Genomic DNA, 17,499 nt, shown 5'->3' on the forward strand with positions numbered 1-17,499 from the left:
AAGAACACTCCTAATCTGCAACAAAACCTTACTATTTTTTAAGATATTAACGTAAATGAAAAGACATTCCAACGGAAAAAGATTTAATTCCTATAATAAATTTAAAAAGTGAATCAACGGCCAGACAAAAATGAGGCTATCAAAGCGATCTAAAACCCCTCCATGACCAGGCAAAATAGACCCTGAATCTTTCACATGATAATGGCGCTTTAAAGCTGATTCAACAAGATCGCCAATTTGTCCAAATACAGAAAGAAAAATGGTGACAACCCCAAGCATTAAAAGGGATATATCCATATCTCCAAATAAACCAAAGGGTATGCTTACAATCACGGCACTCACGATACCACCGATAGATCCTTCGATTGTTTTATTGGGACTGATATCAGGCCAAAGCTTCCTTTTACCCATAGCACGCCCCGTAAAATAAGCACCTGAATCAGTTGCCCAAATGATAAATAATGAATAAAAAATATAAACAAGACCTGCTTCACGCGTTTCAATAAAATAATAAAAGCCCATTCCTATATACAAAATGGCCATGATAGAGAAGGCCACATCATCGTAACTAAACCGATTCTTTGTCGCAACCATATAGGCAAATAAGAGTAAAGCAGTCATTAATAGGACTTCAATTTTCGTTATATGGAGAAGGTCCAATATATCTGAATATTTAATCGGAAGGAGAAAAAACCATAATGAAAATAATGAAATAATACCAGAGAAGGAAAGCAATTTCAGTTTTCTCATTTTTAAAAGTTCATATAAGGCAATTGTTGCGAATAAATAAGCTAGAATCACAAATGGTATTCCCCCGACCAATGTCAAGGAAATAAGAATTGCCCCAAAAATCACAGCTGTAATAATTCTTTGTTTCATCTAAATGTCAACACCTTTATTAGACCCCACCAAAACGACGTTGGCGTCTCTGAAATGTTTCTATTGCTTCAATTAAATGCTCTTCAGCGAAATCTGGCCATAAAACATCCGTAAACCAAAATTCAGTATAGGCCAGCTGCCAAAGCATAAAATTGCTAAGCCTAATTTCACCACTAGTTCGAATCAATAAGTCAGGATCGGCTAAATCGCTTGTCATTAAATGCTTCGAAAAGACTTCTTCATTGATGTCATCTTCGCTCAGTTTACCATTTTTGTAATCGTTCATAATGCTTTTTACACCTGCAATAATTTCCGATCTACTACCATAGTTTAGAGCAAAATTTAAAATTAAACCGGTGTTATCCTTTGTTTGTTCTATTGCTCTCTCGACAGCATTAAACGTATGAGATGGAAGCTCCTCCTTATAACCAATGACTTTCACCTTCACGTTTTCTGTAATTAATTCAGGGAGGAAGGTGCCGAGAAATTCCTCAGGAAGCTTCATCAAGTATTCAACTTCAGTTTTGGGACGTTTCCAATTCTCCGTTGAAAAAGCATACAATGTAAGTGTTTTTACCCCTAATTGATTAGCCATTTTCGTTACTTTTCGAACAACCTTCATTCCCTCATGATGTCCGGCTATTCTTGGCAAGGCTCTTTTTTTCGCCCAGCGACCATTTCCATCCATTATAATAGCAATATGTTCTGGAATAGGCTGTTCTTGGACTTTTTGTATTCGTTCTCGGAGATTGGAAGAGTTTTTTGTCGTCTTCCATATATTAAATTTACTAAACATTTGTAGCTCCTCCAAAAGGTTAATCTCACCCTCCGACAAAAGATGAATCCCGTCTTAATCATTGGTAGCCAAAACTACCTTGTTCTATAATACCAAAAATTCCTACTGATATCTCTATTATCACGAATTTGCGCCTGCAAAAAGTTAGATTCTCTCCTGTTTACGGTTACCCTTCAATGAGTAAAAAAACCCCCTAATCGATAGAGGGTCCTTTCACTTAAAATAAACAACTATTCCCAGGTTATACTTCCAAAATTTCTTTTTCTTTTTCTTTTGTCATTGCATCAATCTTGCTGATATTTTCATCCGTCACTTTTTGAATATCATCTGAATACCCACGGTGGTCGTCTTCCGTAATATCTCCTGCTTTTTCACGTTTTTTCAAATCATCATTTGCGTCGCGACGAATATTACGAATCGCTACTTTTGCTTCCTCAGCTTCTTTTTTCACTACTTTTACAAGCTCTTTACGACGCTCTTCAGTTAGTGCTGGAATCGAAATTCGAATAATATTCCCATCGCTTGTAGGATTCAATCCAAGGTCAGACTTTAAGATAGATCTTTCAATTTCTCCCAAGATTGTTTTATCATATGGCTGAATAACTAACAAACGTGCTTCAGGAACAGAAATACCAGCTAATTGATTAATTGGTGTCGGTGCACCATAGTAATCAACTGTAATGCGGTCTAATAAAGATGCATTTGCTCTGCCGGCACGGATACTGGCTAACTCACGAGAATATGCCTGAATCGCCTTTGACATTTTTTCTTTAGCATGATCAATAATTTGTGTTGGCATAATTATTTCCCCCTAACAATTGTTCCAATTTTTTCACCCATAACTGCACGTTTGATATTGCCATTTTCCATTATGGAAAAAACAATTAACGGAATATCATTATCCATACATAAGGAAGAAGCGGTAGAATCCATAACAGCTAATCCTTCTTTAATCACATCTAAATAAGATAACTCATCATATTTCTTAGCATTCTGATCGACGCGCGGATCTGCAGAATATACTCCGTCAACGTTGTTCTTTGCCATCAGAATGACTTCTGCCTCTATCTCAGCTGCTCTTAGTGCAGCAGTAGTATCTGTTGAGAAATATGGATTACCAGTCCCAGCAGCAAAAATAACAACACGTTTTTTCTCCAGATGACGAATAGCTCTTCTACGGATATATGGCTCAGCAACCTGTCGCATTTCAATCGATGTTTGAACACGGGTTTCACAGCCGGCCTGTTCAAGACTATCCTGAAGCGCTAACGAATTCATAACGGTCGCTAGCATCCCCATATAATCAGCATTTGCTCTGTCCATACCCATCTCTTCACCAATCTTACCACGCCAAATATTACCACCGCCAACTACTACTGCAACCTCAACACCTAAATCTGCAAGCTCTTTTACTTGTGCAGCAACCGATTTAATGACAGCCGGGAAAATCCCAAAACCTTGATCACCAGCCAAGGCCTCTCCACTTAATTTTAAGACAACGCGTTTATACTTTGGTTTGGTCATAGAAACCTCCATATGTATTATACTATTTATTTACCTGCTTTAAAAATAGGGAACACAGTGTGTTCCCTGAAAAAAGTTCGTATTTATTTTGCACAAAAATTATTTTTTCATTTGGTTCATAACTTCTTCAGCAAAGTTTTCTGAACGCTTTTCAAGACCTTCTCCTACTTCATAACGAATAAATTCGCGAATCTTTCCACCTTTAGATTCAACAAATTGACGTACTTTTTGATCAGGATTTTTAACAAATGCTTGATCAAGTAGGCAAACATCTTCAAAATATTTTCCTAAACGGCCTTCAACCATTTTAGCAACAATATTCTCTGGTTTACCTTCGTTCATTGCTTGCTGAGTTAATACTTGACGCTCATGCTCAACTTCTTCTGCAGATACTTCGTCACGAGATACGAATTTAGGATTTAGTGCAGCAACATGCATGGAAACATCTTTAGCCGCTTCTGCATCGGTTGTTCCTTCTAAGACAGTAAGAACACCAATACGTCCACCCATGTGCAGATAAGCACCAAATGCATCATTATCAGTTTTTGATTTCACTTCGAAACGGCGAAGGTTCATGTTTTCACCAATTTTTGAAATCGCAGCAGAGATATGTGCTTCTACAGTGGCACCATTAGCCATTGTTGAAGCAAGAGCCTCTTCTAAAGTAGCAGGCTTTGCACTAAGTAATTGTTCACCTAATTCTTTTACTAGAGTTTGGAACGCTTCGTTTTTAGCAACAAAGTCTGTTTCAGCGTTAACCTCTAAAATCACGGCATCATTTCCATTCACTACTACAGATGTAATACCTTCAGCAGCAACACGGTCCGCTTTTTTAGCAGCTGATGCAATTCCTTTTTCACGTAGGAAATCGATTGCTTTTTCCATATCACCATCAGTTTGTTGTAGTGCTTTTTTACAATCCATCATTCCTGCACCCGTTTTTTCACGAAGTTCCTTAACCATTTGTGCTGTAATAGCCATTATGTTTTTCCTCCTTAAATAAATATGTATTTTGTTCAATTCATCACTTTTTTTGAAAAAAAGGTGATAAAGGGAGCTTCCCTTCTATCACCTTTCCCTGTACGGTCTAGCCTATTCTTGACAATTCATGAATAACTTAAACGCACGTAAAACAAATTAACAATTAAGCGTTAGCTTCAACAACTTCTGTTTCTTCCCCTTGCTTCGCTTCTAAAATAGCATCGGCCATTTTAGCAGTTAATAATTTAACAGCGCGAATTGCATCATCGTTTGCAGGGATAACAACATCAATCTCATCTGGATCACAGTTTGTATCAACCATTCCAACGATAGGAATATTTAATTTATGTGCTTCAGCAACAGCGATACGCTCTTTACGAGGATCAATAATAAATAATGCATCAGGAAGCTGTTTCATATCTTTAATTCCGCCTAAGAATTTCTCAAGACGCTCTTGTTCTTTTTTCAATTGAACAACTTCTTTTTTAGGTAGCACTTCAAATGTACCATCTTCAGCCATTCTCTCAATATCTTTTAAACGAGCGATACGCTTTTGAATGGTTTCAAAGTTTGTTAGTGTTCCACCTAACCAACGTTGATTTACATAGTACATACCTGAACGAATTGCTTCTTCCTTAACAGAATCTTGTGCTTGTTTTTTTGTACCAACGAATAGAACAGTTCCGCCATTAGCAGCTAGTTCCTTAACCCATTTGTACGCCTCTTCAACCTTTTTAACTGTTTTTTGAAGGTCGATGATATAGATGCCGTTACGCTCTGTGAAAATATATTTTTTCATTTTAGGGTTCCAACGGCGTGTTTGGTGTCCGAAATGTACACCAGCTTCAAGTAATTGCTTCATTGAAATAACTGACATGATAGTTCCTCCTAATGGTTTTGTTTTCCTCCGCTCATTTCATCTCTACATGAAAACTGTCGAAACAGCACCATCCATGTAAATCCGTGAGCGTGTGTATTAACACCGTTTTATAATATATCATATGTATAGAAGACAATCAAGTTATTCTTGAGTATTTTCATGGAATTTAAGCAGCAAGGCGATTTCAGCCTTTCCTTTATTTAAGCGCTTTGCCATTTCCTCTATCGAAAAACCCTGTTGTTTCATAATCAGAATTTGAAATAGTAATGATTCCTTCAACAATTCATTATTGCTACGTTCCTTTATCAACTCTGTTGCTTGTAATTTCCTCTTTAGTTCATCATGTCTGGTCTCTACCACTTGATTGGTCTTTTCAGGCAAAACATCATTCTCGATTAGTTTATTGTTTTGTTTTTGATAGGCTCTAACGGCCTGTATGTTTACTGCGCTTTCTATTCGTGATGAAAAACCAGGCTTTTCCTGCTTTTGTCCACTTGTTTTACTAGCTTGCTTTGACTCCTCAGCCGATAATGCTTTTTGCAGCTGGTTTACATTTGAGAACTGTTTTTCATTTGTGTCCTTTACACGATTAATAAACCGCTCATTCTCCTCTTTCATTTCCAATAAATAGGAGGACATTAATTCTTCCATTTCCATCATTGTTTTTTTTTGATTCTCGTCCACCTTCACCAATTTATTTTGTCTTAAAAATAAGATAATAATACCCATAAGTGAGATAATATTTAAGATGAAACTAATAATAATAAAAAAAATGGTCATAGAATCCCTCTATCCACTGTAATCAATAATCTTTCCCTTATATGGATGGTGTTCTTGTTGAATTACATCTGTTCCCCTACTTAATTTACTTCTTTTTTTGTGATTTTGATTACGTTCATCTTTCTCCTTCATCCAGTTGGTTTTGCCTGCTTCTTCATTTTTCACGGTCCTGCTTTTATTATGTTCAACATCCTTTTGCACCGCTTCACCGGCATGCTCAACTAAATTCCGTCCCCGTTGTTGAAGCTGCTCCTGTAGCTTCCCCGTATCCATTGTTCTTGGAATCGCAATCTGCATTTCAACAGATTTCATACTCATCCCTTCACGCCCTTTTAGACAATATCCTACTTTCGTAACGCTTGTCTTAGTTTATAGATACATTTAGTGTGAATCTGCGATATTCTTGATGTGGATAAGCCCATAATCTGACCAATTTCGGTTAATGTTAATTCTTCCTGATAAAAAAGACTAATGACTAGCTGCTCGTTCTCATTTAATGTAGAAATAATTCCTGTCATTTCTTCAATGGCTTCATTTTTTAATAGAGTTTGTTCAGGACTCTCTCCTCTCTCATCTTTTATTATAAACGATTGCTTACTCTTATCTTCAGGATCCTCTGGTTGTTCATCAATTGATAACATATTAGCAAAGAATTGCTCGTTCATGATCGCGTATACTTCAGCAACTGTAATATTTAATTCGTCCGCTATTTCCTCTTCTGTCACGTGTCGCAGGTATTTTTGCTCCAGACTTTCTATCACAGCATCTATTTTCTTGGCTTTTTCCCTCGAGCTTCTTGATAACCAATCTTCTTTCCTTAAACCGTCTAGGATTGCACCACGAACACGAAAGGACGCATAGGTTTCAAATTTCAAATCCCTATTTGGATCAAACTTCTCCAATGCATCATATAGACCTATCATTCCTAAACTAGTAAGATCATCCCTCGAAACGGTTTTGGGGAGAGAAACAGAAATTCGCTGCACATGATAACTAACGAGTGATAAATACCTTTTCATCAATATATTCGCAGCATCTTTATCACGACAGGTCACCCATTTATCCCAGTATAGCTGTTCATCAAGCGTTGCTGCATGAACCATCTAATTCCTCCTTTTCCTGAGTAAGCAGCTTTTGTCCTTATGTTTTTCTAAAAAAACCTCTCTCATTCGTTGAGAGAGGAAGGTAGAAAAAATTCAGTCTGTAGCTTAAATAGAGAAAAACTTCACAAGCTTACAAATATGTAATTCCCTTATTAACCGTTTTAATCTGCAGAATACAAGTTTTTGGGTCGAACTCGATTGTACGACCACTATTTCCTCCGACATCTTTTCCTACAATTTCTATATTTAAAGTCAGTAATTGTTGTTTTACTGCTTCAACATTTCGAGGTCCAATTCTCATTAATTCATTCCCCGTAGTAAATTGAAACATTTGGGCACCGCCGGCCATTTTTGCTTTTAGTGCTGTTTTTCTTGCACCTTTTTTGATTAAGCAAGAAACAAGCTCATCTAAGGCTGTATCTGCATATTTGGCTGCCGTAAGTGAACCATTTTTAGCTAGTGATGAATCTGGCAGCATTATATGAGCTAATCCGGCGATTTGCTGCAACTGATCATAGACAACCACACCGACACAGGAACCTAATCCGGACGTACGAATTAAGCCCGGCGCTTTTACAATATTCATATCCGCAATTCCAACTCTTATGATTTGTTGAGGGTTATTCATCTAACGCAACCCCAAGTGATTGAAAAATAGTCTCATATGAATCCGGGTCAGGCAATAGAAAAAAGTGGCCATCCACTCGTTCAATATTTTCAACATTTGTTTCATTCAATGCAGTATCAATCACAATGACATAATCACTAAACTGAGACAGCTCGATGAAGCCATAGCTAATAATAGCACCCAGCATATCAATACTTATTGCTGGAACAGAAGGATATAAATGTAATCTGGTAAAATCCGATAATGAGGTTAAATACGAGCCTGCTAAAATATTTCCTAATTCCTGCAGTGCTGATAATGCGATCTCATCATATGAAAGGGTTTCAAATTCTACCTTAACACCAGTCATTTGCTGAATATATTTATTAGCTTGTTCTAGCGGCAGAACAAAAAACATATGACAGGGAGCATCACCTTCAATTCGTAAATAGACTCCAGCAACCACATTCTCCGCTCCACCGGCCATTTCAATCATTTCATCAAAGGTAACCACTTGGACATTTGGTACCTGCATCTCAATTCTCTTATCTAGAATCATAGAAAGTGCAGTCGCAGCATTTCCTGCGCCAATATTTCCAATTTCTTTTAAAATATCAAGATGAGTTGTTGTAATTTTATCAATAAAATTCATATTTTTATCCTTCTGCTTATAAAATATCGCGGTCCAGAATTTTGTATAAGTCAATAATAATCAATAGTCGATTTTCTACCTTCACTACCCCTTTTACATATTCATCTTCCTCAACACCGACTAAATCCGGAGAGGGCTCAATGGCGGCTTCATTGATATCAATCACATCATTTGCGGCATCCACAACCAAACCGACTTCAATATCATCAAGAGCGACAATGATGATTCTCGTCAAATCGGTATATTCACACTCCTCAAGACCAAATCTTTTCCTCAAATCAATGATTGGTGTCACTATACCGCGAAGATTAATGACACCCTTAAGGAATGGTGCTGTACCTGGAATTCTAGTTATATGTTGAACCTTTTCAATTCCATGAACATCATGGACCGAGATTCCGTACTCTTTTCCATTAAGCTGAAAAACAATTAATTTCATATCTTTGGAGACTACTTCAGACATTCGATACACCTCGTTTACGCCACCTTTAAATCCCATATCCTTATGGCAGCTATTTATTTAAGTAAGGCATTGCAATCAACGATTAAGGCAACCTGACCGTCTCCTAGTATCGTTGCACCCGGAATGGCAAATACATTCGTTAAATAATTGCCAAAAGATTTTAAGACAACTTCCTGCTGACCAATAAAAGAGTCAACAACAAGACCGGCCATCTTCTCACCCTTACGAATAATGACAATCGATACATATTCACTTTCTTCTTTCACCACAGGTACATCAAATAAATCCCTTAGGTATAATAAAGGAACGATTTTCCCACGGAAATCAATGACCTTTTGATTATGAGCATTCAGGATTTCATCCTTTTTAATAATGGCTGTTTCAATTATCGAAGAAAGCGGAATAGCATACTTCTCCATTTGGATTTCGACCAACATGACAGAAATTATCGATAAAGTTAGTGGCAATTGAATCGAAAATACAGAGCCTTTACCAGGCATAGAGTCAACGGTGACGCTTCCACCAAGGTTTTCGATTGTATTTTTGACAACATCTAACCCAACACCCCGTCCAGAGATATCTGAAATTTTATCTGCGGTAGAGAAGCCAGAAGCAAAAATTAATTCGTAGACCTGCTTGTCCGAAAGGGTTGCAGCCGTTTGTTCAGATACAATTCCGTTATTTAGAGCAATCTGAAGCACCTTGTCACGATTAATACCGCCACCATCATCTTCAATTTCAATAAACACATGATTGCCGCTATGATAAGCCTTTAACGTGACGGTTCCTTCCTCACTTTTTCCATTTGCTCTTCTAGCTTGCGGTGATTCAATTCCATGATCTAATGAGTTACGGATGAGATGAACAAGCGGATCGCCGATTTCATCTATAACCGTCCGGTCGAGCTCTGTTTCAGCTCCAATAATTTCTAGATTCACCTTTTTTTCCAAATCGCGGGCAAGCTGTCGAACCATGCGCGGAAAACGATTAAATACAGTTTCAATCGGCACCATCCTCATATTGAGGATAATATTCTGCAAATCGGCCGTATTTCTCGAAATTCGATCAACGGTTTCCTGTAATTCCTGGTTTCTAAGCTCGGATGCGATTTGTTCAAGTCGGCCTCTATCAATCACTAATTCTTCAAATAAATTCAAGAGAATATCCAACCGTTCAATATTAACTCTGATTGTTTTGCTCGCAGCAGCTTTACCGGAATTCACTGTTTTATTTTGTTCATGATCGGACTCCTTATGGCTATTTTCGATCGCTTTATTGACTAGGATTGCTGGAGCGTCATTAGCGTCAAGCTTATCCGATTCGGCGGCCAACTCCTTTGCAACCTGTGAAAATTCTGAAGGGGAAACCGTCTTTATTGTAACCGCTTCTACCTCCGATACTTGCATCACTTTCTTTTCGATATCCAATTCATTTTCTTTTGAGACCAATGTAACTGTAAATGATTTCTCAAATTGTTCTTCCTCGAGCTGCTCTACAGGAGGCAGTGATTTGATAACTTCTCCAAGCTTCTCAATGGCTTCAAAAATCATATACACTCTTGCTGCTTTTAATAAACAATCATCCCGTAATGCAATCGTTACCTCGAATGTAGAAAATCCCTGTTCGTGGGATTCCTCAATAACCGTACGTTCAAATTCATCATATTCCAGCTGCACCGCTTGTTTTGGTTCAGCCGTTGCTGCTGCCTCTTTATCAGCTGCTGCAATCAATGGCGAATGTCCGGTTTCAATCAGTTTCAACTGTTCAACAACAATTGAAACATCTCTTTTCCCATCTCCACCTTCTGCGATAGAATGAACCATTGCCTCTAAATCATCAACCGCTAAAAAAACAACATCTAACAATTCAGGGGTAACTGAAATGGTATGATGTCTTATTGCATCCAACACATTTTCCATTTGATGGGTCAGTTTAGCTAAATCATCATAACCCATTGTTGCCGACATCCCTTTTAATGTATGGGCAGAACGGAAAATTTCATTAATAATGTTCATATCCTCTGGATTTTTCTCTAACACAAGTAAATTATCATTACAGGCCTGTAAGTGTTCTTTACTTTCTTCAATGAAAACCTCTAAATATTGATTCATTTCCACTTGGCTCACACCTCTCGGAATCAAAGATATTTCAAAATCGTCTTGGCTATATGTTCGACATTCACTACTTCATCTACAAGTTCTGTTGCAATGGCGGCTCTGGGCATTCCATACACGACACAGCTTTCCTCTGACTCTGCTATCGCCTTAACGTGACCGCTTCTTTTTAATGTGATAAGACCACTTGAACCATCGGAGCCCATCCCTGTCATTATGACAACAATCTTACCGTATTCGGCTAGTTCAGAGGCCGATGAGAACATTAGGTCAACTGAGGGGCAGTGTGTATAGCTTGTTGTTGTATGGTCAAGCTGTACCGCAACTTGTTTCCCAAATTGGTTTATCCGCAATTGGCAGCCGCCAGGAGCAATATATGCTGTTCCATCTTCTAGAACATCACCCTCCTCGGCTTCCTTCACAGTAATGTCTGCCAGTGCATTTAACCGGTTTGCTAGCGATCTGGTAAAACCGGATGGCATGTGCTGGACAATAACAATGGGAGCAGTGATATTTTCTGGTAGGCTACATAAAACTGTTTGCAGTGCACTTGGACCACCAGTTGAAGATCCCATAAGGATAATTTTTTTCGTTAATTGATTCCAATTAGTTGTTATTTTTGAATTATTTAGTTCTATTTTACTATACTTTTCATAAAGGTTAGTAGTCTTTTTTCTTTCTAAAGACTTTATTATTCCTGCTTTCACCTATATACACTACCTTCCTAAAAGGAATCGTCTTAGCCTGGTCACAAAATTTGTCTTGTTATAGTTGGCTGGAGGATAAAAATCCTGCAGACAATACTTTTCTACCATACTAAATAACGCCTTTGAAGCGGGTGCTTTTTCATTGAACTGAGTAAAAGGAGTCTGTCGTTTGACTGCCTGAGGAATGCTGGAATCCTCAGGTAAAATACCAAGCAGAATAGCCTTTTTTTGTAAAAAATGCTGGAGAACCCTAGATATGCGATTAAACGTATCGATTCCTTCTTTTTCTGATTGGGCCCGATTGACAATGATCAGGAAAGGCATTGTATGATTGGCAATCGTAATATATTTCATTGCTGCATAAGCATCCGTTATCGATGTCGGTTCACATGTTGTAACAACAATTACTTCGTCAACTGCTAAAATAAAACGTAAAGATCTTTCACTCATTCCGGCATCCATATCAAAGATTACATAATCATATTCATATAAAAGGATAGAAAATTGCTCAAAAAAAGTGTGAAAGGAATTTTTCGTTATATTTGTAAGCTGGGACAATCCCGTTCCACCCGAAATATAGTGAATACCACCAGGTACCTCAGTAATCATCTGATTAAGTGGCACATTATTTGTAAAGAAATCCGCTATTGAATAAAAGGAGGAAACTCCCATGAGAATATCAATATTTCCCATGCCGATATCCAAATCGAATAAGAGCACTCTATGTCCCTTATTCTTTAACGTGATGGCAAGGTTTAATGATATATTCGATTTACCAACACCGCCTTTTCCACTTATGACGGCAACCGTTTTTGACTGACTATTCGTCTGCAGCTGTTGTAGTTGTTCTCGTAGTTTTTCTGCTTGATCTTCCATATTAATCGACTCCAATTATCCGATGTACGATATTCTCGGGAGTAGCTGGAATAAAATCATCCGGTACATTTTGACCATTGGTTATGTACGCAGCTGCTTTTTGTTTTTTATGGATCATATTATACAGCGAGCCAAAAGTGGATGTTTCATCTACCTTTGAGAAAATGAACTTATTAATCGTAATAAGTGAAAACTGCTGATATATTTCCTCCATATCCTTTTGCTTTGAAGTTACCGAAAGCACAAGAAACGTTTCAATGTCTTTTTGAAAATCAATAATATTTTTCAAATCCTCGACATATTTACGATTTCGGAAATTTCTTCCCGCTGTATCAATCAATACTAAGTCATATTGACTGAATTTTTCTGTTGCTTTATGAAAATCCTCTAGACTATAACAGACCTCTATTGGAACATTTAAGATATTAGCATATGTTTTTAATTGTTCAATAGCAGCAATTCGATACGTATCAGTAGTGATAAAGGCAATATTTTTTTTATGTTTTAAGATACAGGCAGCAGCAAGCTTAGCTAAGGTTGTCGTTTTCCCCACTCCTGTTGGGCCAACAACGAGCAAATACTTTTTAGTAAATGAAATACCACCAAAAGGCAAATGACTTATTTGTTCAATTAAATACTCTTTAGCCCATTTTCGAACTTTATCTCCTGTCATATTACCTCTGTTCACATACCATTGTTCAATAGCTGCTTTCATAAGGGCATCCATTAATTCATCATGGATGCCTTGATTCATCAACCATTGCTTTAACTCTTGAATAGGAGCAGGCAACGGGATGCTTTCACTGTTTCCAAGCTTAACATTTTGAAGAATGGTTTTTAGTTCTGCTAATTCTTTGTGTAGTTCGCTTGAAATGCTGTCATGACTATGATCAGCTTTTTTCTTGATTTGTGAATTCTTTGCTGGTAGCGGTAAATCGATTGGTCGTTGTTTTTCTTTTACGATTGGTTTTACCAGCTCAGCCGGTTTCGCATCAAGGGCAGCGATTACCTCAATACTCCTTTTTTTAAAGAGGCCAAGAAAACCGCCTGTCTGAATCACTCTAGAATTAAGAATGATTGCTTCATTTCCCAGTTCATTACGTACGAGCTTCATTGCTTCCGGCATGGAAGCCGCCTGATATTTTTTTACCTTCAATCTAAATTCACCACCCCAACACTCTGGACTTCAACATTGGCTTCAAGCTCATTATAGGACAGAATCGGAATTTGCGGAAAATAGCGCTCTGTTAGTTGACGTACATACATACGAACAGCAGGTGAACAAAGTACAATCGGCGTTTGCTCCATTAAAGAGAGATGTTCAACCTGTGCGGCTATTGATTCCAAAATTTGTTGTGAAACCGATGGATCCATTGCTAAATAATTTCCATGTTCTGTTTGCTGAATCGCTTCTGCAATTGACTTTTCTACTTTTCCAGATAAGGTTACAACCTTTAATGAGTCATTCCCCTGCAGATATTGATTAGTGATTTGTCTAGCAAGTGATTGCCTCACATATTCAGTTAAGACATCTGTATCAGACGTCACTTTCCCAAAATCTGCTAATGTTTCAAAAATGATTGGTAAATTTCGAATCGAGATGCTCTCTTTAAGTAGTTTAGCCAAAACCTTCTGAACCTCTCCAATTGAAAGTGGATTGGGTGTTACTTCCTCTACAAGTATTGGATAGTTTTCTTTTAGATGGTCAATCAATTGCTTCGTTTCTTGTCTCCCTAATAAATCATATCCATTTGCTTTAATAACCTCTGTAATATGGGTCGAAACAACAGAGGGAGGATCCACGACCGTATATCCGAGAATTTCCGCTTCCTCTTTCATATCCTCTGTAATCCATTTTGCAGGCAAGCCAAAGGAAGGTTCGATAGTATCAATTCCAGTGATCGAATCATCATCTGTTCCCGGGCTCATTGCTAAATAATGATCTAATAAAAGCTCACCATGCGCCATTTCGATTCCTTTTATTTTTAAACGATATTCATTGGGCTGCAGCTGGATATTATCTCTTATCCTTACAACAGGAATGATTAGACCAAGTTCGATGGCGAGCTGTCTTCGAATCATGACAATTCGATCAAGCAAATCTCCACCTTGGTTTGTATCGACAAGCGGAATTAAACCATAGCCAAACTCAAACTCAATTGGGTCTGTATTTAGTAGACTCACAACACTTTCAGGACTCTTCATTTCATCAGCCTCGGTATCTTCCTCAATTTCTGGTACCCGATCCGGATTCTGTTCAGGAATATTCGTAAACCGATAGCCGGCAAAAATTAATAGCCCTGCAATAGGAATCGTCAAAACGTCATTAATAGGTGTAAATAACCCTAAGCAAAGAATCGTCCCACCTGTAACATACAGCATTTTTGGAAAATGAAGGAGCTGTGAGACAATATCTTCTCCTAAATTGCCATCTGATGTTGCTCTTGTTACAACGATACCTGTTGCTGTTGAGATTAATAAGGCAGGTACTTGACTGACAATCCCATCGCCTACCGTTAATAATGAAAAATGTCCTGCTGCATCAGCAATGTCCATTCCCTGCTGCAGGACTCCTATGATAATGCCAAAGATTAAATTGATTAAAACGATAATGATTCCGGCAATGGCATCTCCTTTAACAAATTTACTTGCTCCATCCATGGACCCGTAAAAATCTGCTTCGCGGCTTACTTTTTCACGTCTTTCCCGTGCCTGCTGCTCTGAAATCATGCCCGCATTCAAATCAGCATCAATACTCATTTGTTTCCCCGGCATAGCATCCAGGGTAAACCTTGCAGCTACTTCAGATACTCGCTCAGAACCTTTTGTAATTACAATGAAATTAATGATGACTAGAATCAAAAAGACAACCATACCAACAATGATATTCCCCCCGACAACAAAGGAACCAAATGTTTCAACTACTCCACCTGCGTCTCCATTGGTAAGAATTGCCCGGGTTGTCGAGATATTTAAACCTAAGCGAAACAAGGTTAAGAGTAGCAAAAGGGATGGGAATACAGAGAACTGGAGAGGCTCTGTCATATTCATTGATGTCAATAGCACGAGTAGTCCTAATGAGATATTTATAATAAGTAAAATACTTAATAACCATGTCGGAAGAGGAATAATAAGCATTGCAACAATCATGATAACGCTTATTATGACAATTAAATCTCTTGCTTTCATGTTATTCCCTCCCAATAATAAAGCTCTGGACCCGATTATACTTTATTTCCAAGCTTTAAATAGATTTCTCCTACAATTGCTACTTAACATGCTGTTTCGTTCTGTATACATATGCCAATATTTCAGCTACCGCTTTAAAAAATTCTTCCGGAATCACATCTCCGATTTCACTTTGACTATATAGAGCCCTTGCCAGCGGGCGATTCTCAATCGTGATAACCTCGTTTTCTTTAGCGACAAATTTTATCTTTTGAGCCACAAAATCGACTCCCTTTGCCACTACATACGGAGCATCATATTTGGTTTCATCATATTTCAAGGCAATAGCATAATGGGTTGGATTCGTGATAATGACATCCGCATTTGGAACTTCCTGCATCATTCGACTCATCGCCATTTCCCGCTGCTTTTGCTTAATCTTCGATTTAATTAATGGGTCTCCCTCACTATTTTTGTATTCATCTTTAATATCCTGTTTCGACATTCGGATATTTTTTTCAAAGTCATACTTTTGGTATAGATAATCCAGTAAAGCTAAAAATAGTAAGGCACTACCTGCATATAAACCCATTTTAACGGTTAAATCCGCTAGAAAAGCAAAAGCGGAACCGATTGATAATTGTGATAATGTTAAAATGTCATTAAGGCTAATCCAAATAACAAGAAATGTAATAATACCAACAATGCAAATCTTTAGGATTGATTTCAAAAATTCAACCACTGAGCGGAGTGAAAAAATCCGCTTAAAACCCTTAATCGGATCAATTTTTTCCAGCTTCATTTGAATTGCTTCTGTTGAAAAAAGAAAGCCAACCTGAAAATAATTAGCAGCCACTCCTGCTGTTAGTGCAACAAGCATAATAGGACCTATAATAAGAGCGAGTTCTTTTAATAGCTCAATTAAAATATAATGAATGCTTGGTTCTGACAAATCCATTAGCATATAGACCTGGAAGGAATGTTTTAGAAGTGATGTTAGTTTTGATAATAAATAAGGACCGCCAAATAATAAGAATAAAAAGACGGCAAGTAAGCCAACTGCTGTATTCACATCCTGGCTTTTAGCCACCTGTCCTTTTTTTCTTGCATCCTGTCTTTTTTTAGGCGTCGCTTTTTCTGTTTTTTCACCAGCAAAAAATTGCAAATCTAATGTTACAAGCTTCAATGTCTACAAACCCCCAAAGAGATTCAATAACCCTCTCATCGTTGTCAGCATCGTTGAAAAAATTCGCGATACAACAACCATCATTGTGCCCATTACGACCATTAGGATGATAAAGCTAACTCCGATTTTAAGTGGAATCCCCACTACAAAAATATTTAACTGTGGAAATGTCCGAGCCGTAATCCCGAGTGCGACATCAACTAGAAACAAACTTCCAACAATCGGGAGAGACATTTGCAATGCAATCATAAACATACTACTAAATGACTTTAGTACATATTGCCATACTTGCTCGGAGCCAAGCGGCAGCCATGCTTGGTTGAGCGGGATAAAATGATAGCTGTAATAAATTCCTTCGATAATTAAATGATGCCCGTTTACCATTAATAGAAAAAATAAACTAATTATATATAAGTATTGGCCCATCAGTGGACTCTGGGCTCCTGTTTGAGGGTCCATCACATTCACCATTCCAAAACCCATTTGAAAATCAATAAAGCCACCGGCAATTTGAATTGCAGACATAATCAAATAGGCAATAAATCCAAGCAGAATCCCAACTAGAGCTTCCTTTAGGATTAATAAATAATAGTCTCCATTGAGCTCCAACACGGGAGCATCGATCTCAAAAAGCATAATCATCGCTATAAAAAAGCCAAGACCCACTTTAAAAGATGTTGGGATTGTCCGATATGAAAAGAGAGGCATTAATAAGAAAAAGGATGTAACCCTGACAAAAACAAGTAAAAAAGCAGGAAATGCTTCAACAATATCCATCATAGT

General features: G+C 37.7%; 19 protein-coding genes. All 19 read right to left on the bottom strand.

Features of this window, described 5'->3' with window-relative positions:
* Nucleotides 1–90 precede the first annotated feature (90 nt).
* Nucleotides 91–879, bottom strand: a complete 789-nt coding sequence (locus tag BQ5321_RS15330) for a phosphatidate cytidylyltransferase (protein WP_071395307.1) — start codon at nt 877–879, stop codon at nt 91–93.
* Between the two features lie 19 nt (nt 880–898).
* Nucleotides 899–1,675, bottom strand: a complete 777-nt coding sequence (locus tag BQ5321_RS15335) for an isoprenyl transferase (protein ID WP_071395308.1) — start codon at nt 1,673–1,675, stop codon at nt 899–901.
* Between the two features lie 241 nt (nt 1,676–1,916).
* The gene (frr, locus tag BQ5321_RS15340) at nt 1,917–2,474 is read right to left on the bottom strand and encodes a ribosome recycling factor (RefSeq protein WP_071395309.1); all 558 of its coding nucleotides are present in this window, start codon (nt 2,472–2,474) and stop codon (nt 1,917–1,919) included.
* Nucleotides 2,475–2,476: 2 nt separating this feature from the next.
* Nucleotides 2,477–3,199 carry a UMP kinase gene (gene pyrH, locus BQ5321_RS15345; protein ID WP_071395310.1) on the bottom strand — a complete coding sequence of 241 codons (723 nt, stop codon included), beginning with the start codon at nt 3,197–3,199 and terminating at the stop codon, nt 2,477–2,479.
* Nucleotides 3,200–3,298: 99 nt separating this feature from the next.
* A complete protein-coding gene (gene tsf / locus BQ5321_RS15350; RefSeq protein WP_071395311.1) occupies nt 3,299–4,180 on the bottom strand; it encodes a translation elongation factor Ts in 882 nt (293 codons plus the stop codon).
* 163 nt (nt 4,181–4,343) lie between these two features.
* A complete protein-coding gene (gene rpsB / locus BQ5321_RS15355; RefSeq protein WP_071395312.1) occupies nt 4,344–5,057 on the bottom strand; it encodes a 30S ribosomal protein S2 in 714 nt (237 codons plus the stop codon).
* Between the two features lie 144 nt (nt 5,058–5,201).
* Nucleotides 5,202–5,840, bottom strand: coding sequence for a hypothetical protein (locus tag BQ5321_RS15360; protein WP_071395313.1), 639 nt, complete (start codon nt 5,838–5,840; stop codon nt 5,202–5,204).
* Nucleotides 5,841–5,849: 9 nt separating this feature from the next.
* Nucleotides 5,850–6,158, bottom strand: a complete 309-nt coding sequence (locus BQ5321_RS15365) for a hypothetical protein (protein WP_071395314.1) — start codon at nt 6,156–6,158, stop codon at nt 5,850–5,852.
* Nucleotides 6,159–6,184: 26 nt separating this feature from the next.
* Nucleotides 6,185–6,943, bottom strand: a complete 759-nt coding sequence (locus BQ5321_RS15370; protein ID WP_071395315.1) for a FliA/WhiG family RNA polymerase sigma factor — start codon at nt 6,941–6,943, stop codon at nt 6,185–6,187.
* A 130-nt stretch (nt 6,944–7,073) separates the two neighbouring features.
* Nucleotides 7,074–7,571 (bottom strand): chemotaxis protein CheD, encoded by a 498-nt coding sequence (locus tag BQ5321_RS15375; protein ID WP_071395316.1) that lies wholly within the window; start codon nt 7,569–7,571, stop codon nt 7,074–7,076.
* Nucleotides 7,564–8,202 carry a chemotaxis protein CheC gene (locus tag BQ5321_RS15380; RefSeq protein WP_071395317.1) on the bottom strand — a complete coding sequence of 213 codons (639 nt, stop codon included), beginning with the start codon at nt 8,200–8,202 and terminating at the stop codon, nt 7,564–7,566. Before BQ5321_RS15380 ends, BQ5321_RS15375 begins: the two co-directional genes overlap by 8 nt.
* Nucleotides 8,203–8,218: 16 nt before the next feature.
* Nucleotides 8,219–8,665 (bottom strand): chemotaxis protein CheW, encoded by a 447-nt coding sequence (locus BQ5321_RS15385; protein ID WP_071395318.1) that lies wholly within the window; start codon nt 8,663–8,665, stop codon nt 8,219–8,221.
* A 53-nt stretch (nt 8,666–8,718) separates the two neighbouring features.
* Nucleotides 8,719–10,782, bottom strand: coding sequence for a chemotaxis protein CheA (locus BQ5321_RS15390; RefSeq protein WP_071395319.1), 2,064 nt, complete (start codon nt 10,780–10,782; stop codon nt 8,719–8,721).
* A gap of 20 nt (nt 10,783–10,802) precedes the next feature.
* Nucleotides 10,803–11,486, bottom strand: a complete 684-nt coding sequence (locus tag BQ5321_RS15395) for a CheB methylesterase domain-containing protein (protein ID WP_071395320.1) — start codon at nt 11,484–11,486, stop codon at nt 10,803–10,805.
* A 9-nt stretch (nt 11,487–11,495) separates the two neighbouring features.
* Nucleotides 11,496–12,362: a MinD/ParA family protein gene (locus BQ5321_RS15400; RefSeq protein WP_071395321.1), complete on the bottom strand. Its 867-nt coding sequence runs from the start codon at nt 12,360–12,362 to the stop codon at nt 11,496–11,498.
* A 1-nt stretch (nt 12,363) separates the two neighbouring features.
* Complete coding sequence (gene flhF / locus BQ5321_RS15405) at nt 12,364–13,518, bottom strand: flagellar biosynthesis GTPase FlhF (protein WP_071395322.1); 1,155 nt, start codon at nt 13,516–13,518, stop codon at nt 12,364–12,366.
* Nucleotides 13,515–15,551: a flagellar biosynthesis protein FlhA gene (gene flhA, locus BQ5321_RS15410; RefSeq protein ID WP_071395323.1), complete on the bottom strand. Its 2,037-nt coding sequence runs from the start codon at nt 15,549–15,551 to the stop codon at nt 13,515–13,517. The genes flhF and flhA overlap by 4 nt, the downstream gene beginning before the upstream one ends.
* 79 nt (nt 15,552–15,630) lie before the next feature.
* Nucleotides 15,631–16,716: a flagellar biosynthesis protein FlhB gene (gene flhB, locus BQ5321_RS15415; protein WP_071395324.1), complete on the bottom strand. Its 1,086-nt coding sequence runs from the start codon at nt 16,714–16,716 to the stop codon at nt 15,631–15,633.
* Between the two features lie 3 nt (nt 16,717–16,719).
* The gene (gene fliR / locus BQ5321_RS15420) at nt 16,720–17,496 is read right to left on the bottom strand and encodes a flagellar biosynthetic protein FliR (RefSeq protein ID WP_071395325.1); all 777 of its coding nucleotides are present in this window, start codon (nt 17,494–17,496) and stop codon (nt 16,720–16,722) included.
* Between the last annotated feature and the right edge of the window lie 3 nt (nt 17,497–17,499).

This window comes from Bacillus tuaregi, assembly GCF_900104575.1.
GTDB lineage: Bacteria > Bacillota > Bacilli > Bacillales > Cytobacillaceae > Bacillus_BD > Bacillus_BD tuaregi.

Bases quoted from the DNA above. Each gene is read 5' to 3' on its own strand.
- flhA (WP_071395323.1), bottom strand. From the start codon at position 15,551: ATGAAAGCAAGAGATTTAATTGTCATAATAAGCGTTATCATGATTGTT.
- rpsB (WP_071395312.1), bottom strand. From the start codon at position 5,057: ATGTCAGTTATTTCAATGAAGCAATTACTTGAAGCTGGTGTACATTTC.
- BQ5321_RS15370 (WP_071395315.1), bottom strand. From the start codon at position 6,943: ATGGTTCATGCAGCAACGCTTGATGAACAGCTATACTGGGATAAATGG.
- tsf (WP_071395311.1), bottom strand. From the start codon at position 4,180: ATGGCTATTACAGCACAAATGGTTAAGGAACTTCGTGAAAAAACGGGT.
- BQ5321_RS15375 (WP_071395316.1), bottom strand. From the start codon at position 7,571: ATGAATAACCCTCAACAAATCATAAGAGTTGGAATTGCGGATATGAAT.
- BQ5321_RS15330 (WP_071395307.1), bottom strand. From the start codon at position 879: ATGAAACAAAGAATTATTACAGCTGTGATTTTTGGGGCAATTCTTATT.
- BQ5321_RS15365 (WP_071395314.1), bottom strand. From the start codon at position 6,158: ATGAGTATGAAATCTGTTGAAATGCAGATTGCGATTCCAAGAACAATG.
- BQ5321_RS15360 (WP_071395313.1), bottom strand. From the start codon at position 5,840: ATGACCATTTTTTTTATTATTATTAGTTTCATCTTAAATATTATCTCA.
- BQ5321_RS15385 (WP_071395318.1), bottom strand. From the start codon at position 8,665: ATGTCTGAAGTAGTCTCCAAAGATATGAAATTAATTGTTTTTCAGCTT.
- fliR (WP_071395325.1), bottom strand. From the start codon at position 17,496: ATGATGGATATTGTTGAAGCATTTCCTGCTTTTTTACTTGTTTTTGTC.
- pyrH (WP_071395310.1), bottom strand. From the start codon at position 3,199: ATGACCAAACCAAAGTATAAACGCGTTGTCTTAAAATTAAGTGGAGAG.
- BQ5321_RS15335 (WP_071395308.1), bottom strand. From the start codon at position 1,675: ATGTTTAGTAAATTTAATATATGGAAGACGACAAAAAACTCTTCCAAT.
- BQ5321_RS15400 (WP_071395321.1), bottom strand. From the start codon at position 12,362: ATGGAAGATCAAGCAGAAAAACTACGAGAACAACTACAACAGCTGCAG.
- BQ5321_RS15380 (WP_071395317.1), bottom strand. From the start codon at position 8,202: ATGAATTTTATTGATAAAATTACAACAACTCATCTTGATATTTTAAAA.
- frr (WP_071395309.1), bottom strand. From the start codon at position 2,474: ATGCCAACACAAATTATTGATCATGCTAAAGAAAAAATGTCAAAGGCG.